This window comes from Anoxybacillus sp. UARK-01, assembly GCF_002075365.1.
GTDB classification, from domain to species: domain Bacteria; phylum Bacillota; class Bacilli; order Bacillales; family Anoxybacillaceae; genus Anoxybacteroides; species Anoxybacteroides rupiense.
Genome location: NZ_NASY01000047.1, coordinates 104,660 through 127,053 on the forward strand (window position 1 = coordinate 104,660; position 22,394 = coordinate 127,053).

Here is a 22,394-nt window from a genome sequence, read left to right on the forward strand (position 1 = left end):
GAGGGTGATACGGATGAGCAAAATCATTGGTATTGATTTAGGAACAACAAACTCTTGTGTAGCTGTATTAGAGGGCGGCGAGCCAAAAGTGATTCCAAATCCAGAAGGAAACCGAACCACTCCGTCAGTTGTGGCATTTAAAAACGGAGAACGGCAAGTGGGGGAAGTAGCGAAGCGCCAAGCGATTACGAACCCAAATACGATCATCTCGATCAAACGCCATATGGGTACCGATTATAAGGTGGAGGTTGAAGGAAAACAATATACTCCACAAGAAATTTCAGCTATTATTTTACAATATTTAAAATCGTATGCGGAAGCCTATTTAGGCGAGCCTGTTACAAGAGCGGTCATTACGGTTCCAGCTTATTTTAATGATGCACAGCGCCAAGCAACAAAAGATGCCGGACGCATTGCCGGATTGGAAGTTGAACGTATCATTAACGAGCCGACAGCGGCAGCGCTCGCTTATGGACTTGATAAAATGGAGGAAGATCAAACGATTCTCGTATATGACTTAGGTGGCGGGACGTTTGACGTCTCGATTTTGGAGCTTGGCGATGGCGTGTTTGAGGTAAAAGCGACAGCTGGGGACAACCATCTTGGCGGCGACGATTTCGACCAAGTCATTATCGATTATTTAGTTGAACAATTTAAAAAGGAACATGGCGTTGATTTAGGAAAAGATAAAATGGCATTGCAGCGCTTAAAGGATGCTGCTGAAAAAGCGAAAAAAGATCTTTCTGGCGTTACGCAAACCCAAATTTCATTGCCGTTTATCAGCGCGAATGAAACAGGACCGCTTCACTTAGAAATGACATTAACGCGCGCAAAGTTTGAAGAGCTATCTGCCCATCTTGTGGAACGGACAATGGGACCAGTGCGCCAAGCATTGAAAGATGCAGACTTAACACCATCCGATATCGACAAAGTGATTCTTGTCGGGGGTTCGACGCGCATTCCTGCTGTGCAAGAAGCAATCAAAAAGGAAATTGGAAAAGAGCCGCATAAAGGTGTCAACCCAGACGAAGTGGTCGCGATTGGAGCTGCTATTCAAGGCGGTGTGATCGCTGGGGATGTCAAGGATGTTGTACTGCTTGACGTGACTCCACTTTCTTTAGGAATCGAGACGATGGGCGGCGTATTTACGAAATTAATTGAACGCAATACGACGATCCCGACAAGCAAATCGCAAATTTTCTCAACGGCGGCAGACAATCAAACGGCGGTTGATATTCACGTTCTTCAAGGAGAACGCCCAATGGCGGCCGATAACAAAACGTTAGGCCGCTTCCAGCTAACCGACATTCCACCGGCTCCGCGCGGTGTGCCGCAAATCGAGGTCACATTCGATATTGACGCCAACGGTATTGTCCATGTGCGTGCAAAAGATTTAGGAACAAACAAAGAACAATCCATTACGATTAAATCATCTTCTGGCCTTTCCGAAGAAGAAATTCAACGAATGGTGAAAGAAGCGGAAGAAAACGCAGAAGCGGACAGAAAACGCAAAGAAGAAGTGGATCTTCGCAACGAAGCGGATCATTTGGTATTTACAACAGAAAAAACACTCAAAGAGCTTGAAGGAAAAGTGGACGAAGCTGAAGTGAAAAAAGCGCAGGAGGCTAAAGAAGAATTAAAAGCTGCTTTAGAGAAAAAAGATATCGAAGAAATTCGCACAAAGAAAAATGCGCTGCAAGAAATCGTTCAGCAATTGTCCATTAAGCTATACGAGCAAGCCGCTCAACAGGCGCAAGCTCAAGGGCAAACAAATGCAGACGGCGCTGCGAAAAAAAATGACGATGTAGTTGATGCGGAATTTGAAGAAGTAAAAGAAGATAAGTAAAAACGGGAAAAAGTCAAAGTCAGGCCTGCCTTGGCTTTGACTTTTTTTCTAGAAAAAAAGAAACGATAGGAAAAATAACATCTATTGCATATATAAAGAAATGGATGGTACAATTAGCTTTATGTGAGTGAATCGGGAGTGGATGATGATGACAAAGCGAGATTACTATGAGGTTCTCGGGGTAAGCAAAACAGCGACAAAAGATGAAATAAAAAAAGCATACCGAAAACTTTCAAAACAATATCATCCAGATATTAATAAGTCACCAGATGCAGCTGAAAAATTTAAAGAAATCAAAGAAGCTTATGAAGTATTGAGCGATGATCAAAAGCGTGCCCATTACGATCAATTTGGTCATACGGATCCTAATCAAGGCTTTGGCGGCTTTAGAAGCGATGATTTTGATTTTGGCGGCTTTAGCGGTTTTGGTGGTTTTGAGGATATTTTCAGCTCCTTTTTTGGTGGAGGAAGACGGCGTGATCCGAACGCTCCGCGGGCTGGTGCTGATTTACAATATACGATGACACTGACATTTGAAGAAGCAGTGTTTGGAAAAGAAACGGATATTGAAATCCCTCGCGAAGAAACGTGTGATACGTGTCATGGATCAGGAGCAAAGCCGGGAACGAAAAAGGAAACATGTTCACATTGTGGCGGAACGGGACAAATCAGCATAGAGCAGGCAACGCCATTTGGACGCATTGTGAATCGCAGAGCATGTCATTATTGCGGAGGCACAGGACAATTTATTAAGGAAAAATGTGCGACTTGCGACGGTAGCGGTCGGGTGAAAAAGCGGAAAAAAATTCATGTGAAAATTCCAGCAGGTATTGACGACGGACAGCAGTTGCGCGTAGCTGGACAAGGAGAACCAGGCATAAACGGAGGTCCAGCGGGCGATTTATATATCGTGTTTCGTGTAGAGCCGCATGAATTTTTTGAACGCCATGATGATGACATTTATTGTGAAATTCCGCTGACATTTGCACAGGCAGCTCTTGGTGATGAAATTGAAGTTCCGACGCTTCACGGAAAAGTAAAATTGAAAATTCCAGCAGGCACACAAACAGGTACAAAATTTCGCTTAAAAGGAAAAGGTGTGCCCAATGTGCGCGGATATGGTCAAGGGGACCAGCATGTGATTGTGCGCATTGTGACGCCAACTAAATTAACGGAAAAGCAGAAGCAGCTGCTGCGCGAATTTGATGAATTGGGAGACCAAAGCATGCACCAAGGACCGCAAGATAGCTTTTTTGAGAAAGTAAAAAAAGCGTTTAAAGGGGAATAAACACATTTATGAAATGGTCAGAAATCAGCATTCATACGACACAAGAAGCAGTTGAGGCGATTTCGAATATTTTGCACGAAGCAGGTGCTGGGGGAGTTGTCATTGAAGACCCTTTTGATTTAACAAAAGAACGTGATACCACATTTGGCGAAATTTATGAGCTAAATCCCGATGATTATCCGGATGAAGGAGTCATCATTAAAGCTTATTTGCCAGTCAATAGTTTTTTAGGAGAAACAGTTGAGGAAATTAAACAAGCGATCAATAATTTAATGCTCTATAATATTGATATAGGAAAAAATAAAATTACGATCAGCGAAGTGAACGAAGAAGAATGGGCGACAGCGTGGAAAAAATATTATAACCCAGTAAAAATTTCTGAAAAATTTACGATCGTGCCAACATGGGAGGACTATGAACCGGTTTCCACTGATGAGTTTATTATTGAGCTAGATCCTGGAATGGCTTTTGGCACAGGCACACATCCGACCACAGTCATGTGTATTCAAGCGCTAGAAAAATGTGTGAAACCAAGTGATACCGTCATTGATGTTGGGACTGGATCAGGGATTTTGAGTATTGCGGCAGCGATGCTTGGAGCCGCTTCTGTTCAAGCGCTTGATTTAGATCCAGTGGCCGTAGACAGCGCCAAGCTAAATGTGAAATTAAATAAAGTTCAAGATATCGTATCGGTTACCCAAGGGAATTTGCTGGATAATGTAAAGGAGCCGGCCGATATTATTGTGGCCAATCTTCTAGCAGAAATCATTATGCGTTTTACAGATGATGCGTACCATCTGGTAAAAGAAAACGGATATTTTATTACATCTGGAATTATTCAAGCGAAAAAACACGAGGTAAAAGAAAAGTTGATTGAATCTGGATTTGTTATTGAAGAAACACTGGCGATGGAAGATTGGATCGCATTAATTGCAAGAAAAGCATGAAAAGAAGGTGGCGGTTTGCAACGGTATTTTGTCTCAAAGGATCAAATTCATCATGACCAAATTGTCATGACTGGGGACGATTATCACCATATGGTACGCGTCATGCGCATGAGGGAGGGAGATGCGGTTATTTGCTGTAACGAAAACGGCAAAGCCGCTTTATGTGAGATTGTACGAATTTCCAGTGAGAATATGATGCTTCGCATTATAAAATGGATAGAGGAACAAACAGAGCTTCCAATACGGATTTATATTGCTCATGGGCTGCCAAAGGGAGATAAATTTGAATTGGTCATTCAAAAAGGAACAGAGCTTGGTGCTTTTGCATTTATCCCCTTTTTGGCGGCTCGCTCTGTTGTTAAATGGGAAGCGAAAAAAGCGGATAAAAAGCTGGAAAGATGGAGGAAAATTGCAAAAGAAGCAGCTGAGCAAGCGCATCGCACGCGCATTCCTGATATCTACCAGCCGATGTCTATGGAGCCGTTTATTGAATTTGCCCGAACGCTGGACTATCGTATGGTTGCTTATGAAGAAGAAGCAAAGCAAGGAGAAGCAGCAGCTTTGCGAAAAGTTTTGCGACAGATGAAGCCGGGGGAGTCGATGCTCGTTTTATTTGGTCCAGAAGGCGGTTTGGCGGAGCATGAAATCACGAAGCTTCAGGAAAACGGTTTTTTCACATGCGGCCTCGGACCGCGGATTTTGCGGACGGAAACAGCCCCGCTTTATGTATTAGCGGCTGCATCATATGAATGGGAATTAAGGTGAGGTGAGAATAATGTCAACAGTGGCTTTTCATACGTTAGGTTGCAAAGTAAATCATTATGAAACAGAAGCGATTTGGCAGTTATTTAAACAAGCGGGCTATGAACGAAAAGACTTTGAAACTCATGCAGATGTGTACGTGATCAATACATGCACAGTGACGAATACGGGCGATAAAAAAAGTCGTCAAGTTATTCGGCGTGCCATCCGGCAAAATCCTGATGCGGTTATTTGTGTCACAGGCTGTTATGCGCAAACCTCTCCAGCTGAAGTTATGGCGATTCCTGGGGTTGATATCGTAATCGGAACGCAGGATCGCGCCAAGATCCTTGAATATATTGAACAATTTAAGCAAGAGCGCCAGCCGATTAACGGGGTTCGAAACATTATGAAGACCCGCGTATATGAAGAAATGGACGTTCCTGCCTTTACGGATCGGACGCGAGCTTCTTTGAAAATTCAAGAAGGCTGCAATAATTTTTGCACGTTTTGCATTATTCCGTGGGCGCGCGGCCTCATGCGTTCACGCGATCCGAAAGAAGTCATTCGCCAAGCGCAACAGCTTGTTGATGCCGGCTATAAAGAAATCGTACTAACAGGCATTCATACAGGCGGCTATGGAGAAGATATGAAGGATTATAATTTTGCTGCGCTGCTTCGCGATATGGATGAACAGGTAGTCGGCTTAAAGCGGCTTCGCATTTCATCCATTGAAGCAAGTCAAATCACCGATGAAGTCATTGAAGTTCTCAAGCGTTCCGATAAAATTGTCCGCCATTTGCACATTCCGCTTCAATCTGGGTCCAACAGCGTATTAAAGCGGATGCGCCGCAAGTATACGACTCAATTTTTTGCTGAGCGGCTTGTTCAATTGCGGGAAGCACTGCCTGGGCTGGCGGTCACATCGGATATTATTGTCGGATTTCCTGGTGAGACGGAAGAAGAATTTATGGAAACGTATGAATTTATCCGTGACCATCAGTTTTCGGAACTTCATGTATTTCCATATTCGAAGCGTACAGGAACACCTGCGGCGCGCATGCCAGACCAAGTCGATGAAGAGGTGAAAAACGAGCGCGTTCATCGCCTCATCGCTCTTTCTGACCAATTGGCGAAGGAATATGCTTCGCAGTTCGAAGGACAAGTGCTTGAAGTCATTCCAGAAGAGCCATATAAAGAAGAGCCGGACAGTGGCTTATACGTTGGATATACCGATAATTACTTAAAAGTAAAATTTCCAGCCACTGAAGAAATGGTCGGTCAGCTTGTAAAAGTGAAAATTACGAAAGCGGGCTATCCATATAATGAAGGAGAATTCGTCCGCGTAGTATCTGATCAGGTAAAGGAAAAAATGAAATTAAGCTCGTAAAACCCAGCGATTAGCTGGGTTTTTTGCTTCTGTCAGAATGGATATCTTGTCTCCAGCTTCAAACGCCAGCGGCGCTTGGGCGTTCATCGCCGCTCGGTGGGAGCTTTTTTTAACCTCATCCATCGAGAAGTTTCCCGCCTCTTAACGGAGTGGAAGTGAGAGAGGTTCATTGAACAAATTTTGCTTGTCGGCTAGTTTTTGCGGTTGAAAAATGGTATGATGATAGAGGTCAGACTTCTCTATTTCAACAGAAAGGAGCGGCATTCATATGGCAAATCAATTGGCAAAAATGATTGACCATACACTGCTGAAAGCGAATACAACAAAGGAACAAATTGTTCAATTATGTGAAGAGGCGAAACAATACGGCTTTGCTTCTGTTTGTGTAAATCCAACATGGGTAGCGGCTGCAGCTGAGCTGCTAAAAGGCACTGATGTGAAAGTTTGCACAGTCATTGGTTTTCCTCTTGGAGCCAATACTCCGGAAACAAAAGCATTCGAAACGAAAGATGCGATCGCTAATGGCGCAACAGAGATCGATATGGTTATGAATATTGGTGCTTTAAAGGACGGAGCGGACGAGCTTGTGGAACGTGATATCCGCGCTGTCGTCGAAGCGGCTAAAGGAAAAGCCCTTGTGAAAGTCATTATTGAAACATGCTTGCTAACGGAAGAGGAAAAAGTGCGCGCCTGCCGCTTAGCCGTACAAGCAGGGGCTGATTATGTCAAAACATCTACAGGCTTCTCTACCGGTGGTGCTACGATTGAAGATATCGCATTAATGCGCCAAACGGTAGGACCGGATATGGGTGTGAAAGCGTCTGGCGGCGTCCGCGATCTTCAAGGAGCCGAAGCGATGGTGAAAGCGGGAGCGACGCGCATCGGTACAAGCTCTGGTGTTGCGATCGTTCAAGGAAAAACGGCGCTTACTGATTATTAATATGCAAGTTATTTTTTATGGATGAAGGTAATACACGCTTCAATGAAGCGAGTGAATGGCAGAGCGGCGACTGAGCAAAGAACATTGAATAAAACGCTGACATGCGCCAGCTGGACGTCAGGTTTGGCAGCTAAGCTGCCGGCAAAGGAAGCTAAAGGATGAATGAGAAAAAAGAAAATACCTACTCCAGCAATGTTCAGCCATAAATGCGTATAAGCTGTAAGCTTTGCTTCCTGGCTTGTACCAATGCTGGCTAAAAGGGCCGTTACGCATGTTCCGATATTGGCGCCAAGTAAAATCGCAATACCGGCCGGCAATGTGAGCAAATGCTCATGAAGAAAGCCCATCGTAATACCGATCGTCGCTGCGCTTGACTGAATAATCGACGCGAGGAGCATGCCGACAGCAATTCCTAATAGATTAGAGCGATCGGTCTTTTTTAGCCACTCGTAGACAACGGGGTAAGAAGCAAGCGGCTTTGCAAGATCGCCAAATCCTTTCATGGCAAAAAATAAGCAGGCAAGCCCAATCAAGATCATACCGATACTGTAGCTGATGCGATGCCGAAGAAAAAAGACAAAAAAAGCTCCGGTCAGCAGCATGGGAATAGCACTTGCTCCCAGATCAAGCGTAATAATTTCCGTTGTGATGGTAGAGCCTATGTTGCTGCCTAAAATAATGCCGATCGATTGGCGAAATGTTAAATAGCCAGTTGTTACAAGGCCTACGGTGATGATCATCATCGCCGAACTGCTTTGCAGAAGAGCGGTAAGCGCTGTTCCTGTGAGAAATCCTTGAAAGGGTGTTTTCGTAAAATGCAGCAGCCATTTCTTCAGGCGATGGCCAGAAAGAGCGTAGAGACCTGCTTTCAGCATAAACATTCCAAGCAAAAAAATGCTAATATAAACGCTAAATAAGATCAATAATGACAACATGTCCTTCTCTCCTTTCATCACCATTGTATGGACAAGAAGGAGAGACGATGACTGCTTTTTTAGTTGACCTCTTTTATCGGATATATTATAATTGACAGGTACATGTTTAGTAATACAAATGCAAGTGGCGTTGTTCGGAGGGAGGGAAGTAAGATGTCAAAAACAATCGTTCGTAAAAACGAATCGCTTGAAGATGCTCTTCGTCGCTTCAAACGTGCTGTTTCAAAAACAGGTACGTTACAAGAAGCAAGAAAGCGTGAATTCTATGAGAAGCCAAGCGTAAGACGCAAGAAAAAGTCTGAAGCGGCTAGAAAGCGCAAGCATTAAAAGAGGGTGTATTTATGGGTCTTCTTGAACGTTTAAACGATGATATGAAGCAAGCGATGAAAAACAAAGAAAAGGAAAAACTCTCCGTCATTCGGATGGTCAAAGCATCGTTGCAGAACGAAGCGATCAAGCTTGGAAAGGGCCAATTATCTGAAGATGAAGAGCTGACTGTACTTTCTCGCGAATTAAAACAACGTAAAGACTCCCTCCAAGAGTTCGAAAACGCTGGTCGTTCAGACCTTGCTGATAAAACAAAAGAAGAAATTCGCATACTTGAGCTATATATGCCTAAGCAGCTTACAGAAGAAGAGCTAACAGCCATTATTAAAGAAACGATTGCCGAGGTTGGAGCTTCTTCAAAAGCTGATATGGGAAAAGTGATGGGAGCAATCATGCCGAAAGTAAAAGGAAAGGCGGACGGCTCTCTCGTTAATAAACTTGTTCAGCAGCACTTAGCGTAACAAGAAATAAATGATTGACATTACCAATCCCCTACAGATCAAGATGAAGGACCGTTTCGTTCTTCAGCGTCGATCTGTAGGGGATTGTTTTTTATGTCAGAATTTGTCTCTTGTTTTTTTGAAAGAAATCAGGTGCTGTCTAATTTCAAGCTGCATCGGCTCAAGTCGCCCCGGGCTGCTGCGGCGACATGTGGAGTTTCGACTCGCACAGGATCAAGCTTGATTCGAGCTCTCCTCGGCGGGCGCTTTTCTTATGATAAAAAGCATGAAGGTAGGGAACAGCAAACCTTCCTTCTCTTACTGACATGTATCGATGTTACCTAAAAATGCAGCATGTCATGTAGGGGAGCGTTGATGCGAAAAATAGGGATTGATACATAATGTAAACGGTCTTGGCTTATGCCAAGGCTTCTTTTTTTATGTCAGATGTGCTACATACCTATCTTTTTTCATATGTATGAGATGAAAGGGGGTTCTTTTCGATGATGAAAAAGTGGCGCCAGCAAGTGAGAAATTGGTTGACAAACCAGTTAGAACTGCCTGCTGATCTAGTGATGGACCTTCCCCGTATTACCATGATTGGACACATACATATTTATATCGAAAACCATCGCGGATTATTAACATTTAGTGATAAAGAATTGCGCTTGCTTTTAAAGCAAGGACAGCTTCTTGTTCGCGGCGAGCAATTTGTTATCAAGACGATTCTACCTGAGGAAATTTTATTAGAAGGAAAAATTCATCATGTCATTTATTTAGATGAATAGCATTGGGGAGGAAAAAAATGAAGAACAAGTGGATGAATTTTTTATCAGGAAGCGTAAAGGTTAAAGTTCAGGGAAAAGGAATCGAACGGTTTGTAAATAAATGCTTGCGAAACGGCATTCATATTTGGAATGTTAAAAAGCAGGATGAACACACAGCAACTTTTTTTATCTTTCTAAAAGACGTTCCAGCTATGCGAGTAATGGTGCGAAAAAGCGGTTGTAAACTATTTTTTATCGGAAAAAGCGGTCTGCCCTTTTTGGGGAAAAAAATGCTCAGAAATACTGGATTTCTCATCGGAATCTTTTTATTTTTTGCGCTTGTTTTTTTGCTTTCTAACATGGTCTGGAATGTTCGGATCGAAGGGGCTAAGCCGGAAACAGAATACCGCATTTTGAAGGAACTCAAGCAAATGGGGGTTGAAAAAGGAGCTTTTCAATTTCTGTTAGATCCTCCTGAAGTAATTCAACAGAAGCTGACCGATCGCATTGAAACCATTACATGGGTCGGGGTTGAATTAAAGGGGACGACCTTTTACTTTCAAGTGGTAGAAAAAAAGAAGCCGAAGGAACCGGAAGCGGTGGGGGTACGCCATTTAGTGGCGAAAAAGAAAGCCGTCATCACTCATATGTTTGTCGAAGAGGGACAACCGCTTGTTGCTGTTCATGATTATGTGAATAAAGGACAAGTTTTAGTGTCGGGAATTATTGGAAAAGAGGGAAAAACGAAGCTTGTGCCGGCTCGTGGAAAAATTTTTGGAGAAACATGGTACAAGTCTACAGTTGTCTTGCCGTTTGATTCCGTGTTTCAAGTATACACAGGAAAGTATATGGAAAAGCATTATATAGCGATTGGTTCTTTTTCACTTCCGGTTTGGGGGTTTAAAAAACCGCCATTTAGCCATTATAAAACCGAAAACCAAAAAAGGGCCCTGCAGTTCTGGCGATGGAAGCTGCCGATTTATTATGAGCGGGTGATTTATCGGGAAAACGAGGAGGTTAAGCGGAGCTATACATGGAATGAAGCGCTGCAGAAAGCAAAAGAAATGGCGCGAAATGAGCTGGAGGGCAAACTAGAAGCAGATGCTTCCATTGTAGGTGAAAAGATTTTGCATGCAACCAAAGAGAATGGTAAAGTAAAAGTAGAGATTCATTACCAAGTAGTTGAAAATATTGCGATACCACAACCTATTGTTCAAGGAGATTAAGGGATGTCAGAGGAGTTTGTGACGATTAGCCAGCAATTAGAAAATGCCAATGAGGCGATTGCCCTTTTTGGCATTCATGATGTTCATTTAAAACGAATTGAGCAAGAGCTGGGCGTTTCGATTGTGACGCGGGGAGATGCCGTGCACGTTTCAGGAAACAGCGAAAGCGTTCGGCTCGTTGATGAGGTGCTGCGCCATCTGCTCATCGTGATTCGCAAGGGAGTCACGATGAGCGAACGCGATGTGATGTATGCGATTCAAATGGCGAAAAGCAACACGCTAGAGTATTTCATTGAGTTATATGAGGAAGAGATTACGAAAAACGCTAAAGGAAAGCCGGTTCGCGTCAAAACATTAGGACAGCGCCAATATGTAGCGGCGATTAAAAAGCATGATCTTGTATTTGGCATCGGCCCGGCGGGAACAGGAAAAACCTATTTGGCAGTCGTTATGGCTGTTCATGCACTTAAAAATGGATACATCAAGAGAATTATTTTAACTCGTCCAGCAGTCGAGGCGGGAGAAAATTTAGGCTTTTTGCCAGGAGATTTGAAAGAAAAGGTGGATCCGTATTTACGTCCGCTTTATGATGCTCTTCATGATATATTGGGTACTGATCATACACAGCGTCTCATCGAGCGAGGGACGATTGAAATTGCACCGCTTGCTTATATGAGAGGGCGCACGCTTGAGGATGCATTTGTGATCTTGGATGAAGCGCAAAATACAACGCCATCGCAAATGAAAATGTTTTTAACAAGGCTTGGATTTGGCTCGAAAATGGTTATTACAGGCGATATTTCTCAGATTGACTTGCCTAGGGGCGTTCAATCTGGGTTGGCTGCAGCCAAGGATATTTTATCATCTGTTAGCGGCATTTCATTTGTCTTTTTGGAGCAGGCTGATGTTGTTCGCCATCCGCTTGTCGGAAAAATTATTGAAGCGTATGATCAAGCGGGCGTATAAGAATAGGGAAGGCTTCTTTTCAGCCAATAGATAGAAATTTATCATGGAGCTGCATTTATGGTATGATGAAAAAACGAGGGGTTTACGGGCGAAGGGCGTAAATCAGCAACTATGTTATGCTGCAAGCATAAAGGCAGTCGAAATTCGTTGGTTAGGCCGCGATTCTTTAAATGAAAATAATATTTGACAAACGCGGTCTTCGTGATTTAAACATTATTATAGCCCGGTCATGCGACAGACCCATTAACATGATGGGTCTCTTTTTATCGAAGGGGCATCAACGAGAAGAGAAGGAAAAGGTGAAGAAAAAATGGCACTACATATTGATTGGTTAGACGAAACAAATGAAGTAACTGATGAGCAGATGGAGGTCATCGCCAAATTATTAAATTATGCGGCTGATGTTGAACAGATTCCAGATGAGGCGGAGGTTAGCATTTCTTTTGTCGATAATGAACAAATCCGGATGATTAATCGTGAGTATCGCGGGAAGGATCAACCTACCGATGTGATTTCGTTTGCACTTGAAGAGATGGGGGAAGGAGAAACGGAAATCATTGGATTAGATGCACCGCCGGTATTAGGAGATATTATTATTTCCGTTCCGAAAGCACAAGAGCAAGCGAAAGAATACGGCCATTCCTTTATGAGAGAATTAGGATTTTTAGCTGTGCATGGCTTTTTACATTTGTTAGGATATGACCATGAAACAGAGGAAGACGAAAAGGAAATGTTTGCTAAGCAAGAGCAAATTCTGGAACAATACGGGTTGAAACGATAAACGATGAAGCAGTGGCGTCAGCGATGGAAACGGTTTCGAAATGCGTGGTCAGGAATGGTGGCAGCAGTAAGGGAAGAGGTGCATATGAAAATTCACCTTATGCTTGCTGCTATCGCCATTGTTTTCGCTATTGTTTTTCATTTTACGAAATGGGAATGGCTTATATTGCTGTTGACAATTGGCGCGGTGATCAGTTTAGAAATGGTGAACACGGCGATTGAACGGACGGTCGATTTAGTAACAAAAGACTTTCATCCGCTTGCCAAAGCAGCCAAAGACATAGCGGCCGGCTCTGTTTTGCTTGGTGCGATCATGGCGGTTATGATAGGAGCCATCCTTTTTCTGCCACATTTGTATAATTGGGTATTGAAATGAGAAAATTCGAATTTTTCTGTTATATATACATGAATAGAGATGAAAAATTTCTTGATTTCCTGTAAAATAAAAAGGAGGAGTTTTTCCTCGAAAAGAAAGGAAGAGCATCATTGCGTACACAGGAATTGATCACTGAAGCGAAAAAAGCGAGAGAGTATGCTTATGTACCGTACTCCAAGTTTAAAGTAGGCGCTGCTTTATTAACTAAAAACGGCAAAGTCTACCGCGGCTGCAATATCGAAAATGCCGCTTATAGCGTGTGCAACTGCGCAGAACGGACAGCGTTGTTTAAAGCGTATTCTGAAGGAGACACCGATTATGCGGCATTAGCGGTGATTGCTGACAGCTCCCGTCCGGTCCCGCCTTGTGGAGCGTGTCGTCAAGTGATTGCTGAATTATGTCCGCCAGATATGAAAATCATTTTGACCAATTTAAAAGGAGACATTCGAGAATTAACAGTAAAAGAATTATTGCCAGGAGCATTTTCAGCGGAGGATTTGCATGAATAAGGAACAGTATAAATCAGGATTTGTTTCCATTATCGGTAGACCAAATGTAGGAAAATCAACGTTTTTAAACCGTGTCGTTGGTCAAAAAATCGCCATTATGAGCGATAAACCGCAAACGACACGCAATAAGATCCAAGGCGTATACACAACGGAAAGCACACAGATCATTTTTATTGATACGCCTGGAATCCACAAGCCAAAGCATAAGCTGGGCGATTTTATGATGAAGGTGGCGCAAAACGCTTTAAAAGAAGTCGACTTAATTTTGTTTATGGTAAATGCTGAAGAAGGATTCGGCCGCGGCGATGCTTTCATCATAGAGCGGCTGAAGGAAGTAAAAACGCCGGTGTTTTTAGTCGTTAACAAAATCGACCAAGTGCATCCGGACGAATTGCTACCTCTTATTGAGCATTATCAGTCACAATATCCGTTCGCAGAGATTGTGCCGATTTCAGCGCTACAAGGAAACAATGTCGAAACGCTAATCGAGCAAATAAAAAAATATTTACCGGAAGGTCCGCAATATTACCCTGCTGATCAAATAACGGATCATCCCGAGCGTTTTATTATCGCTGAATTAATTCGGGAAAAAGCTCTTCATTTAACACGCGAGGAAGTTCCTCATTCCATTGCAGTCGTCATTGATTCAATTGAACGCCCAGAAGATCATCACACCATTTATGTTAGCGCGACGATTATTGTTGAACGTGACTCACAAAAGGGCATCATTATCGGAAAGCAAGGGCGAATGCTAAAAGAAATTGGGCAACGAGCCCGTCAAGACATTGAAGCGCTGTTAGGTTCTAAAGTGTTTTTGGAGCTTTGGGTTAAGGTCCAAAAGGATTGGCGAAATAAATTATCTCAATTGCGCGATTTCGGATTTAGAGAGGACGAATATTAACAAATTTTGTGTAACATAAATTGATTGTAGGGAAGCCAAGCTATAAATAGCTTATTGAACGTGTAAGCGCTGCTTGCACGCAACCTTTATAAAGCGATCCTACAGGCGGAAAGGTGTGGTTCGATGCTAGAATTTACGTGGAAGCTGTTTAGCCAAACGGGGAATATCGACACATATCTCCTTTTCAAAGAGCTTGAGAGGGAGCATCAGCCAAATGGCGATGAACAAGAAATCGAGTTTACGGAAATGGACCAGCCGATTTTCTAAGCTGCTTTTTCCAGCTTGGTGGTGATCATATTGTTTGAAAAATGCGAAGCAATTGTGCTTCGAACGATTGATTACGGGGAAACTCATAAAATTGTTACCTTGCTGACGAGAGAATGGGGAAAGGTGGCTGTTATGGCTCGAGGAGCGAAAAAACCAAACAGTCGCCTTTCTTCTGTGACGCACTTATTTACTTATGGACATTATTTAATTCAAAAGAGTCGCGGAGTAGGAAGCCTGCATCAAGGTGAAATCATTGATGCACTGAGAGGGATTCGCGAAGATATTTTTGCAACAGCTTATGCTTCTTATGTCGTCGAGCTAACAGATAAAATTATGGAAGAGCGGCGCCCCAATCCTTATTTATTTGAGCTGCTTCTTCAGACATTAAAATATATGAATGACGGACTCGATTTAGAAATTCTTACATATATTTACGAGATGAAAATGCTGCGAGTGATCGGATTGCCTCCATCGTTAGACGGATGCGCGGTTTGCGGGCGAAGCGAGGGGAGGTTCTCCTTCTCCATAAAGGAAGGGGGATTTCTTTGCGATCAATGCGAGGAAAAGGATCCGTACCGCTTTTCTCTTTCTTCGGCAGCGGTTAGGCTGTTGCGGCTTTTTTACCATCTTGATCTGTCAAGGTTGGGCAAAATTTCGGTTAAGAAGGAAACGAAAAACGAATTACACCACGTTATTTCCGCCTATTATGACGAATATTCCGGACTTTCGCTAAAAACGAAACGATTTTTAGAACAAATCGAGCAGCTAAAATCTCGGCTGCAATAATAAAGGGCTGTCACGAAGCTGAGGCAGCCCTGTTTTTATATGGAAGCGGTCTGTCGATGGCGTCTTTGCTTGAGGGAAATCAGGAGCAACGATGCACGTATTTTTAGAACAAAGCGAATTTTCTTGATTTCCTTTCGTAAAATGAATCATTACGTTATAATAGGTTCGTATGAGTACAGCCTTTTTTAGTTTTTGGTAAGGTGGTGAGTGAAAATCGAACTGAATAAACGCCAAGAACAAATTTTACAAATCGTCAAAGACCATGGACCGATTACCGGGGAAAACATCGCAGAAAAATTAAATTTAACAAGAGCGACGCTGCGTCCCGACTTGGCGATTTTAACAATGGCTGGCTATTTGGAAGCAAGACCGAGAGTCGGCTATTTTTATACAGGAAAAACAGGAACACAGCTTTTAGCGGATCGAATAAAAAAAATGAAAGTCAGTGACTTTCAATCGATTCCTGTCGTCGTCAATGAAAATGTCAGCGTATATGACGCCATTGTGGCGATGTTTCTTGAGGATGTCGGGACATTGTTTGTCGTGGATGAAGAATCTGTATTAGTGGGTGTCTTGTCGCGCAAAGATTTATTGCGAGCGAGCATTGGCAAGCAGGAGCTGACTTCGATTCCGGTTAACATCATTATGACAAGAATGCCAAACATCAATGTCTGTTATAAAGATGATCTGTTGATTGATGTGGCTGAGCGGCTCATTGAAAAACAAATTGATGCCATGCCGGTCGTAAAAAAAACAGACAAGGGATATGAGGTGATTGGACGAATCACCAAAACAAATATTACAAAAGCTTTTGTTGCGCTAGCAAAAGATGATTTGCTTTAAGGAGGATGAAGATGAATCAACGCGTTGTATACGTGGTTTCTGATTCAGGCGGAGAAACCGCTGAATTGGTCGTCAAAGCGGCCGCAAGCCAATTTAATAGCGCTGCTATTCAACTAAAGCGCGTTCCTTATGTAGAAGATGTCTCCACGTTGAAGGAAGTGGTTGCGCTAGCCAAAATGAATCATGCGATTATTGCTTTTACGCTTGTCGTGCCGCAAATGCGCCAGTTTTTAATTGAAGAGGCTGAACGTGAAGGTGTGGAGCTATATGATATTATTGGTCCGCTTATGGAGAAAATGAGCCATTTATTCAATATGACTCCTCGCTATGAACCAGGGCAGGTTCGCGTATTAGATGAAGATTATTTTAAAAAGATCGAAGCGATTGAATTTGCTGTAAAATATGATGACGGGCGGGATCCGCGCGGCATTTTGCGTGCTGATATTGTGTTGATCGGGGTGTCACGCACTTCTAAGACGCCGCTGTCACAGTATTTGGCTCATAAACGCTTAAAAGTCGCCAATGTGCCCATTGTGCCGGAAGTCGAGCCACCAGAAGAATTGTTTAAAGTATCTCGAGAGAAGTGCTTCGGCTTAAAAATCAGCCCTGAAAAGCTGAATTCCATTCGTCGGGAGCGGCTCAGAGCCCTAGGGCTTGACGATAAAGCGATCTATGCGAATATGGAACGCATTAAGGAGGAGCTTAATTATTTTGATCAAGTAATTCAGCAAATCGGCTGCGATGTCATTGATGTGACGAACAAAGCGATCGAAGAGACCGCGAATATTATCATGAAAAAACGGAAGCTATAAGGGGAAGCCTCATGATTTTCATTGCTATCCATGCAATGTTATCAATGGCTTCTTTTTTTGTTTGTTTCGGTCTTCGACTTTTCAGCGATCATTCGTGATATTTTTGAATTGCCTTTTAGCTGGCAAGTGCATGATTTTGCAACATCTATCGTTTTGTTCATGGTGCCAGATAATGTTGTCTTAGTGTTAGGTAAAGAAATGGAAGCGCATATAGCCGTTCCAAAAATAGAATCCTTTTTTCGAGGATCGGAGATAAGCCAAGGTCGTTGAACTCCATAGTTGTGCATGGGTTAACATGTCGAGTTCCGTCTATTTATGGTTGGACATAACGCTCGACTAGCATCATAGGCATTCTTTTATTTTTTTCTGGCGCATTCGTATTGATTGTATTATAATAAAAAATTGTGATAAAAATAAACCGTGCTACGTTTAGAGCAGAGATAGAACGAGTAAACTATTGATAGCTTATTGTCAAGAGGAAGATGTCGACAAAATTCGTTTATGTTCATAGGAGGAGAAGAAGGATTTTTGAAGATGGTGTAGAATGTAAAAAAGGCGACGGGCGACATATGACTGTTTTTGTCGATGCAGACGCTTGTCCTGTAAAAGATGAAATTTTCTCTCTTGCTCGTCAATATAATGTACAAAGTGTTTTTGTATCTTCATATAACCATTTTTCACATGCGGCAGAAATGGAGTGGGTATATGTAGATACGGAAAGAGAAGCTGTTGATTTGTATATTGTTAATCATGCGCAAAAGGGGGATGTTGTGATTACGCACGATATCGGATTGGCAAGCTTATTAGTCAATCGGGACATTTGTGTGATGTCTCCTCGAGGAAAAATATATAGCGAAGATGGAATAGGACATGTGCTCTATGTTCGCTATCTTCATGCAAAACAACGGAGACAAGGTGTGCGTATGAAAGGAATGAAACGTTTCTCTGACGAAGAGCGGCAGACCTTTCGAAAAAGTTTCGAAAAAATTTTGTCGAAATCCGCAGGAAATAAGGCATAGGACGAGAATAATAAAATTACGGAGTTGTTCGTATGGGATACCGCATTCCCGAAGAAATGATTGAAGAAATCCGGCGATCAGTCGATATTGTTGATGTGATCAGCGATTACGTTCAGCTGAAAAAACAAGGACGTAACTATTTTGGACTATGTCCGTTTCATGGAGAGAAAACGCCGTCTTTTTCGGTTTCACCTGAAAAGCAAATTTTCCATTGCTTTGGTTGTGGAGCGGGCGGGAACGTGTTCTCGTTCCTAATGGACATAGAAGGCCTTTCGTTTACCGATGCAGCTGCAAGGCTGGCAGCGAGGGCCAATATAGATTTGGCGCCTCTCCCTCTTGATCATCAGCATAAAAGGCCAGCTGAAGCAAGCGATGCCAAAAAAATGATAGAGGCGCATGAACTTTTAAAGAAATTTTATCATCATTTGCTCATAAATACAAAAGAGGGGCAACATGCACTTGATTATTTACAGGAGAGAGGCATGACCCGCGAAGTAATCGAGCAATTCGAAATCGGCTATTCGCCTCATTCTTGGGATTTTGCTGTGAAATTTTTAAAAAGCCGTGGGTTTCCGCTTGACCTGATGGAAAAAGCCGGACTCGTGATTCGAAAGGAAAACGGAGAATATTTTGATCGTTTTCGCAATCGTGTGATGTTTCCGATCCATAATCATCAAGGAGAAGCGGTCGCGTTTTCCGGACGCATTTTAGGAGAAGGACAGCCGAAGTATCTAAACAGCCCAGAGACCTCGATCTTTCATAAGGGTAAGATTTTATATAATTTTCATCAAGCTCGGCTGCATATTCGAAAGCTGCAGCAGGCTGTTTTATTCGAGGGGTTTGCTGATGTTATTTCAGCATTTAAAGCGGGAGTTTCAAATGCTATCGCGACGATGGGCACAGCGTTAACTGACGAGCAAGCGCGCATTCTCAGACGCAACGTGGAGTCGATCGTCATTTGCTATGATGGTGATACAGCAGGGGTGGAAGCTACTCTTCGGGCAGCGGAGCTTTTAGAAAAAGCAGGATGCTATGTAAGAATCGCCGCTGTTCCTGATGGCCTTGATCCAGATGAATATATTAGAACATACGGCCCAGAGCGATTTCGGCATAATGTGCTTGAAGCGAGCGGCACATTGATGGCTTTTAAAATGGCCTATTTGCGTAAAGGAAAAAATCTGCAAAATGAAAGCGAACAAATTCGCTATATTGAAGAGGCGCTGAAGGAAATCGCCCAGTTATCGAATCCCGTCGAGTTAGATTATTATCTGCGGCAGCTGGCAGATGAATTTTCTCTCTCCTTGTCAGCTTTGCAGCAGCAGCTGGAGCGCTACAAAAAAACGAGAACAGCCGCTTCTTCAAATAGTAGGCAGTCGACTGCGGCTCCGCAACTACCTTCGAAGAAACTTTTTCCAGCATTTCATAACGCTGAGAGGTTGTTGCTTGCTCACATGCTTCGAAACCGAGATGTGGCCTTTACTGTGCAGCAGACGATTCAAGGCGATTTCAACATTGAGGAGCATCGGGCAATTGCCGCTTACATTTATGCGTTTTATGAAGAAGGAAACGAACCTGATGTCAGCGCGCTAGTTGCGCGAATACCCGATGGATTAAAACCGCTTGTGACGGAGCTATCAATGATGCTTATCAATGAAAACCTTTCATCACAAGAATTAAATGATTACATGAAACATGTGTTGAATTACCCAAAATGGTTAAACCTAAAGCAAAAAGAGCAAGAAAAAATCGAAGCGGAGCGCCAGAAGGATTTTCTGAGAGCTGCACGCATCGCTAAAGAAATTCTCGAAATGAAAAAGTTGTTATCTAGTTCATAATGTCGTCTGAAAGTTTTAGAAGGAGGGGACGAAATGGCTGAAAAATCAGCTCGTTCAAAACAAGTCGACTCTGATGTAACTCTGGAACAAGTAAAAGAACAGTTACTGGAATTAGGAAAAAAACGCGGTGTATTAACATATGAAGAAATTGCCGAGCGCTTATCTGGTTTCGATCTCGATTCAGATCAAATGGATGAATACTATGAGTATTTAACGGAGCAGGGTGTGGATATTATCAGCGAATCGGATTTAGACGATGATCCAGATCTCGATGACCTTGTAAAAGAGGAGGAATTTGATCTAAATGATTTAACGGTTCCTCCCGGCGTAAAAATTAATGATCCTGTCCGCATGTATTTAAAAGAAATTGGCCGCGTTCCGCTGCTTTCTGCCGAAGAAGAAATCGAGCTGGCCAAGCGCATTGAGCAGGGGGATGAAGAAGCGAAACGGCGGTTAACGGAAGCTAACTTGCGCCTTGTTGTCAGCATTGCCAAACGGTATGTCGGACGTGGCATGCTGTTTCTGGATTTAATTCAAGAAGGAAACATGGGTCTAATTAAAGCTGTTGAGAAGTTCGATTATCGAAAAGGCTATAAATTTAGTACGTATGCCACATGGTGGATCCGTCAAGCGATTACTCGGGCTATCGCTGATCAGGCTCGGACGATCCGCATCCCTGTGCATATGGTGGAAACGATCAACAAGCTGATTCGCGTGCAGCGCCAGCTTCTTCAGGATCTTGGCCGCGAGCCATCTCCAGAAGAAATCGCAGAGGAAATGGATTTGACGCCAGAGAAAGTCCGCGAAATTCTGAAGATTGCTCAAGAGCCTGTATCGCTTGAAACGCCGATCGGTGAAGAGGACGATTCACATCTAGGAGACTTCATCGAAGATCAGGATGCAACCTCCCCTTCCGAACATGCGGCATATGAGTTATTAAAAGAGCAGCTTGAAGATGTCCTTGATACGCTTACTGATCGTGAAGAAAATGTGCTCCGTCTTCGCTTTGGCTTAGATGATGGGCGTACTCGTACGCTTGAAGAAGTAGGAAAAGTGTTCGGCGTTACGAGAGAGCGTATTCGACAAATTGAAGCGAAAGCGCTCCGGAAGTTGCGTCATCCAAGCCGTAGCAAGCGTTTGAAAGACTTTTTAGAGTAATGTCTGCGCTGAAAAAATGGCTCTCAACAACATCGCATGAATCCATATGCAGAGCGTTGTGTGAAAAAAGAAGGATCTCCTTCTTTTTTCACGGGCTCTTGCCCGCGTCTACAAAATAAAGGTTGAGACCAATAGTTTACTTCTGCCGCAAGAGAAGTAAACTATTTTTATTTCCAACCAGGAAGGTCGATCAGCATGGATGAAAAACGACGCGAAATCATTGTAAGAGAAATTGAATATTGGAAGCGCTCACGCCTTCTTCCAGAGCAATATTGCGATTATTTGCTAGCGCTTTATACAGAAGGAGACCGCTCCTCGGCTCAGACGGCTGTGAGGAGGGCAGGCGCTTGGCTTCACATTTTCTTTATATTGTTAATTTGTCTTTTGTTGCCAATAAGTGTTCTTGCCATTTATTTTACTGAATTGTCGTTTGTTTTGCAAATGCTCCTTTTATCCTTTTTTATTCTTCTTTGCTTTATTGGAATATGGAAATGGAGAAAAGAAGCGAGGCTCGTGCATCTGCCGCTCATTATCGGCGCTTTTTTGGTCTTTTTGGCTTCTGTTCATTTGAGTGATTATTATTTTCCCAAAAACAAGCCGATCTCCGCTTTGGTGATTTTTTTAAATTGCGCATTGTGGATTGTTTTTGGCCTTCGCATGCGGCTGCTTTATTTTGCGATCTCAGGGGTGTTCGGCATTGCATTGCTCATTGGTTCCTTTTTTGTGTAATGTCGCTCTTTTTCGACGATTTTCAGCGAGAAAGTGATTTAGGGCTTTTCCTTCTTCCAGATTTACAGTAAAATAAAATTGTTTGTAGCGGTTACATTTTCAGGATAGTCTATACATAAGGGAGGTTAAACTGATGAATCGAAACCCGTTAATCCCATTTGTTATTATCATGGTATTTGGGATTGGTCTAATGATTGCTCTTTCATTTAAAGGGCTTGGCGACGCTAAAGAGATGGCAAAAGAGAAAGAGGGCGGAGCTAAAACAGAACAAACAACAGCTGCAAAACCAGAAGACTTTTATAAACAAACATGTAGCGGCTGTCATGGCGTGAATTACGAAGGTGGCGTCGGTCCGTCATTAAAAGGTGTTGGAAAACGTCTCTCAGTAGACGAAATCAAGCATGTCCTTGAAAACGGTCGCGGCAATATGCCTGCAGGACTTGTACCGCCAGAAAAAGCTGACGAGATGGCCAAATGGCTTTCAAAATTGCAATAATAGCCAAAGTCCCTTTACCTTGGGTGAAGGGATTTTTTGTTTATGATACAATAAAGGCGATCATGTCGCA

General features: G+C 42.9%; 27 protein-coding genes. 25 read left to right on the forward strand and 2 right to left on the reverse strand.

The features are described 5' to 3' along the window. Positions 1 to 13 precede the first annotated feature (13 nt). From dnaK to mtaB, 5 genes are all read left to right on the forward strand, one after another. A complete protein-coding gene (dnaK, locus tag B6A27_RS12635) occupies positions 14 to 1,846 on the forward strand; it encodes a molecular chaperone DnaK (protein WP_066145936.1) in 1,833 nt (610 codons plus the stop codon). 148 nt (positions 1,847 to 1,994) lie between these two features. Further along, entirely contained in the window at positions 1,995 to 3,134 is a 1,140-nt protein-coding gene (dnaJ, locus tag B6A27_RS12640) for a molecular chaperone DnaJ (RefSeq protein WP_080862284.1), read from the forward strand. A gap of 8 nt (positions 3,135 to 3,142) precedes the next feature. Beyond that, positions 3,143 to 4,081: a 50S ribosomal protein L11 methyltransferase gene (gene prmA, locus B6A27_RS12645; RefSeq protein WP_044744572.1), complete on the forward strand. Its 939-nt coding sequence runs from the start codon at positions 3,143 to 3,145 to the stop codon at positions 4,079 to 4,081. Between the two features lie 15 nt (positions 4,082 to 4,096). Beyond that, positions 4,097 to 4,846 (forward strand): 16S rRNA (uracil(1498)-N(3))-methyltransferase, encoded by a 750-nt coding sequence (locus tag B6A27_RS12650; RefSeq protein WP_080862285.1) that lies wholly within the window; start codon positions 4,097 to 4,099, stop codon positions 4,844 to 4,846. Between the two features lie 10 nt (positions 4,847 to 4,856). Beyond that, complete coding sequence (gene mtaB / locus B6A27_RS12655) at positions 4,857 to 6,212, forward strand: tRNA (N(6)-L-threonylcarbamoyladenosine(37)-C(2))-methylthiotransferase MtaB (RefSeq protein WP_080862286.1); 1,356 nt, start codon at positions 4,857 to 4,859, stop codon at positions 6,210 to 6,212. On the opposite strand, the gene B6A27_RS19250 is transcribed toward mtaB, so the two are convergent. Continuing rightward, positions 6,201 to 6,335, reverse strand: a complete 135-nt coding sequence (locus B6A27_RS19250) for a hypothetical protein (protein WP_255375094.1) — start codon at positions 6,333 to 6,335, stop codon at positions 6,201 to 6,203. The genes mtaB and B6A27_RS19250 overlap by 12 nt on opposite strands. 145 nt (positions 6,336 to 6,480) lie before the next feature. On the opposite strand from B6A27_RS19250, the gene deoC reads away from it, so the two are divergent. Further along, on the forward strand, positions 6,481 to 7,152 hold the full coding sequence (deoC, locus tag B6A27_RS12660) for a deoxyribose-phosphate aldolase (protein WP_044744569.1): 672 nt from the start codon (positions 6,481 to 6,483) through the stop codon (positions 7,150 to 7,152). A gap of 8 nt (positions 7,153 to 7,160) precedes the next feature. On the opposite strand, the gene B6A27_RS12665 is transcribed toward deoC, so the two are convergent. Beyond that, positions 7,161 to 8,087 carry a Na/Pi symporter gene (locus tag B6A27_RS12665; RefSeq protein WP_066145923.1) on the reverse strand — a complete coding sequence of 309 codons (927 nt, stop codon included), beginning with the start codon at positions 8,085 to 8,087 and terminating at the stop codon, positions 7,161 to 7,163. Between the two features lie 153 nt (positions 8,088 to 8,240). Between B6A27_RS12665 and rpsU the strand changes: the two genes are divergently transcribed. The 19 genes from rpsU to cccA all read left to right on the forward strand — a co-directional run bounded on the left by rpsU (position 8,241) and on the right by cccA (position 22,324). After that, positions 8,241 to 8,414 carry a 30S ribosomal protein S21 gene (gene rpsU / locus B6A27_RS12670; protein WP_027407847.1) on the forward strand — a complete coding sequence of 58 codons (174 nt, stop codon included), beginning with the start codon at positions 8,241 to 8,243 and terminating at the stop codon, positions 8,412 to 8,414. 14 nt (positions 8,415 to 8,428) lie between these two features. After that, on the forward strand, positions 8,429 to 8,875 hold the full coding sequence (locus B6A27_RS12675; RefSeq protein ID WP_044744567.1) for a GatB/YqeY domain-containing protein: 447 nt from the start codon (positions 8,429 to 8,431) through the stop codon (positions 8,873 to 8,875). Positions 8,876 to 8,968: 93 nt separating this feature from the next. Then, positions 8,969 to 9,199, forward strand: a complete 231-nt coding sequence (locus B6A27_RS12680) for a hypothetical protein (RefSeq protein ID WP_080862287.1) — start codon at positions 8,969 to 8,971, stop codon at positions 9,197 to 9,199. A 158-nt stretch (positions 9,200 to 9,357) separates the two neighbouring features. After that, positions 9,358 to 9,642, forward strand: coding sequence for a sporulation protein YqfC (gene yqfC, locus B6A27_RS12685; protein WP_044744566.1), 285 nt, complete (start codon positions 9,358 to 9,360; stop codon positions 9,640 to 9,642). A gap of 17 nt (positions 9,643 to 9,659) precedes the next feature. Then, on the forward strand, positions 9,660 to 10,847 hold the full coding sequence (gene yqfD / locus B6A27_RS12690) for a sporulation protein YqfD (RefSeq protein ID WP_080862288.1): 1,188 nt from the start codon (positions 9,660 to 9,662) through the stop codon (positions 10,845 to 10,847). Between the two features lie 3 nt (positions 10,848 to 10,850). Beyond that, positions 10,851 to 11,813: a PhoH family protein gene (locus B6A27_RS12695; RefSeq protein WP_080862289.1), complete on the forward strand. Its 963-nt coding sequence runs from the start codon at positions 10,851 to 10,853 to the stop codon at positions 11,811 to 11,813. 310 nt (positions 11,814 to 12,123) lie between these two features. Next, a complete protein-coding gene (gene ybeY, locus B6A27_RS12700; protein ID WP_044744563.1) occupies positions 12,124 to 12,594 on the forward strand; it encodes an rRNA maturation RNase YbeY in 471 nt (156 codons plus the stop codon). A 3-nt stretch (positions 12,595 to 12,597) separates the two neighbouring features. Then, on the forward strand, positions 12,598 to 12,969 hold the full coding sequence (locus tag B6A27_RS12705; protein WP_080862290.1) for a diacylglycerol kinase family protein: 372 nt from the start codon (positions 12,598 to 12,600) through the stop codon (positions 12,967 to 12,969). 110 nt (positions 12,970 to 13,079) lie between these two features. Further along, positions 13,080 to 13,478 carry a cytidine deaminase gene (locus B6A27_RS12710; protein WP_080862291.1) on the forward strand — a complete coding sequence of 133 codons (399 nt, stop codon included), beginning with the start codon at positions 13,080 to 13,082 and terminating at the stop codon, positions 13,476 to 13,478. Then, positions 13,471 to 14,379 (forward strand): GTPase Era, encoded by a 909-nt coding sequence (era, locus tag B6A27_RS12715; protein WP_080862292.1) that lies wholly within the window; start codon positions 13,471 to 13,473, stop codon positions 14,377 to 14,379. Before B6A27_RS12710 ends, era begins: the two co-directional genes overlap by 8 nt. A 123-nt stretch (positions 14,380 to 14,502) precedes the next feature. After that, entirely contained in the window at positions 14,503 to 14,646 is a 144-nt protein-coding gene (locus tag B6A27_RS12720; protein ID WP_080862293.1) for a YqzL family protein, read from the forward strand. Between the two features lie 30 nt (positions 14,647 to 14,676). Further along, the gene (gene recO, locus B6A27_RS12725) at positions 14,677 to 15,432 is read left to right on the forward strand and encodes a DNA repair protein RecO (RefSeq protein WP_080862294.1); all 756 of its coding nucleotides are present in this window, start codon (positions 14,677 to 14,679) and stop codon (positions 15,430 to 15,432) included. 207 nt (positions 15,433 to 15,639) lie between these two features. After that, on the forward strand, positions 15,640 to 16,275 hold the full coding sequence (ccpN, locus tag B6A27_RS12730) for a transcriptional regulator CcpN (protein WP_139788124.1): 636 nt from the start codon (positions 15,640 to 15,642) through the stop codon (positions 16,273 to 16,275). An 11-nt stretch (positions 16,276 to 16,286) separates the two neighbouring features. Continuing rightward, entirely contained in the window at positions 16,287 to 17,087 is an 801-nt protein-coding gene (locus tag B6A27_RS12735) for a pyruvate, water dikinase regulatory protein (RefSeq protein WP_044744558.1), read from the forward strand. A 569-nt stretch (positions 17,088 to 17,656) separates the two neighbouring features. Further along, positions 17,657 to 18,106, forward strand: a complete 450-nt coding sequence (locus tag B6A27_RS12745; RefSeq protein ID WP_080862477.1) for a YaiI/YqxD family protein — start codon at positions 17,657 to 17,659, stop codon at positions 18,104 to 18,106. A 32-nt stretch (positions 18,107 to 18,138) separates the two neighbouring features. Beyond that, on the forward strand, positions 18,139 to 19,941 hold the full coding sequence (gene dnaG, locus B6A27_RS12750) for a DNA primase (RefSeq protein WP_080862296.1): 1,803 nt from the start codon (positions 18,139 to 18,141) through the stop codon (positions 19,939 to 19,941). A gap of 33 nt (positions 19,942 to 19,974) precedes the next feature. Further along, the gene (rpoD, locus tag B6A27_RS12755) at positions 19,975 to 21,099 is read left to right on the forward strand and encodes an RNA polymerase sigma factor RpoD (protein ID WP_044744554.1); all 1,125 of its coding nucleotides are present in this window, start codon (positions 19,975 to 19,977) and stop codon (positions 21,097 to 21,099) included. 195 nt (positions 21,100 to 21,294) lie between these two features. Then, a complete protein-coding gene (locus tag B6A27_RS12760; RefSeq protein WP_066145904.1) occupies positions 21,295 to 21,828 on the forward strand; it encodes a hypothetical protein in 534 nt (177 codons plus the stop codon). A gap of 133 nt (positions 21,829 to 21,961) precedes the next feature. After that, a complete protein-coding gene (gene cccA, locus B6A27_RS12765) occupies positions 21,962 to 22,324 on the forward strand; it encodes a cytochrome c550 (RefSeq protein ID WP_066145902.1) in 363 nt (120 codons plus the stop codon). Positions 22,325 to 22,394 lie beyond the last annotated feature (70 nt).

Bases quoted from the DNA above. Each gene is read 5' to 3' on its own strand.
- dnaK (WP_066145936.1), top strand. From the start codon at position 14: ATGAGCAAAATCATTGGTATTGATTTAGGAACAACAAACTCTTGTGTA.
- dnaJ (WP_080862284.1), top strand. From the start codon at position 1,995: ATGACAAAGCGAGATTACTATGAGGTTCTCGGGGTAAGCAAAACAGCG.
- prmA (WP_044744572.1), top strand. From the start codon at position 3,143: ATGAAATGGTCAGAAATCAGCATTCATACGACACAAGAAGCAGTTGAG.
- mtaB (WP_080862286.1), top strand. From the start codon at position 4,857: ATGTCAACAGTGGCTTTTCATACGTTAGGTTGCAAAGTAAATCATTAT.
- B6A27_RS19250 (WP_255375094.1), bottom strand. From the start codon at position 6,335: ATGGATGAGGTTAAAAAAAGCTCCCACCGAGCGGCGATGAACGCCCAA.
- deoC (WP_044744569.1), top strand. From the start codon at position 6,481: ATGGCAAATCAATTGGCAAAAATGATTGACCATACACTGCTGAAAGCG.
- B6A27_RS12665 (WP_066145923.1), bottom strand. From the start codon at position 8,087: ATGTTGTCATTATTGATCTTATTTAGCGTTTATATTAGCATTTTTTTG.
- rpsU (WP_027407847.1), top strand. From the start codon at position 8,241: ATGTCAAAAACAATCGTTCGTAAAAACGAATCGCTTGAAGATGCTCTT.
- B6A27_RS12675 (WP_044744567.1), top strand. From the start codon at position 8,429: ATGGGTCTTCTTGAACGTTTAAACGATGATATGAAGCAAGCGATGAAA.
- B6A27_RS12680 (WP_080862287.1), top strand. From the start codon at position 8,969: ATGTCAGAATTTGTCTCTTGTTTTTTTGAAAGAAATCAGGTGCTGTCT.
- yqfC (WP_044744566.1), top strand. From the start codon at position 9,358: ATGATGAAAAAGTGGCGCCAGCAAGTGAGAAATTGGTTGACAAACCAG.
- yqfD (WP_080862288.1), top strand. From the start codon at position 9,660: ATGAAGAACAAGTGGATGAATTTTTTATCAGGAAGCGTAAAGGTTAAA.
- B6A27_RS12695 (WP_080862289.1), top strand. From the start codon at position 10,851: ATGTCAGAGGAGTTTGTGACGATTAGCCAGCAATTAGAAAATGCCAAT.
- ybeY (WP_044744563.1), top strand. From the start codon at position 12,124: ATGGCACTACATATTGATTGGTTAGACGAAACAAATGAAGTAACTGAT.
- B6A27_RS12705 (WP_080862290.1), top strand. From the start codon at position 12,598: ATGAAGCAGTGGCGTCAGCGATGGAAACGGTTTCGAAATGCGTGGTCA.
- era (WP_080862292.1), top strand. From the start codon at position 13,471: ATGAATAAGGAACAGTATAAATCAGGATTTGTTTCCATTATCGGTAGA.
- B6A27_RS12720 (WP_080862293.1), top strand. From the start codon at position 14,503: ATGCTAGAATTTACGTGGAAGCTGTTTAGCCAAACGGGGAATATCGAC.
- B6A27_RS12735 (WP_044744558.1), top strand. From the start codon at position 16,287: ATGAATCAACGCGTTGTATACGTGGTTTCTGATTCAGGCGGAGAAACC.
- B6A27_RS12745 (WP_080862477.1), top strand. From the start codon at position 17,657: ATGACTGTTTTTGTCGATGCAGACGCTTGTCCTGTAAAAGATGAAATT.
- dnaG (WP_080862296.1), top strand. From the start codon at position 18,139: ATGGGATACCGCATTCCCGAAGAAATGATTGAAGAAATCCGGCGATCA.
- rpoD (WP_044744554.1), top strand. From the start codon at position 19,975: ATGGCTGAAAAATCAGCTCGTTCAAAACAAGTCGACTCTGATGTAACT.
- B6A27_RS12760 (WP_066145904.1), top strand. From the start codon at position 21,295: ATGGATGAAAAACGACGCGAAATCATTGTAAGAGAAATTGAATATTGG.
- cccA (WP_066145902.1), top strand. From the start codon at position 21,962: ATGAATCGAAACCCGTTAATCCCATTTGTTATTATCATGGTATTTGGG.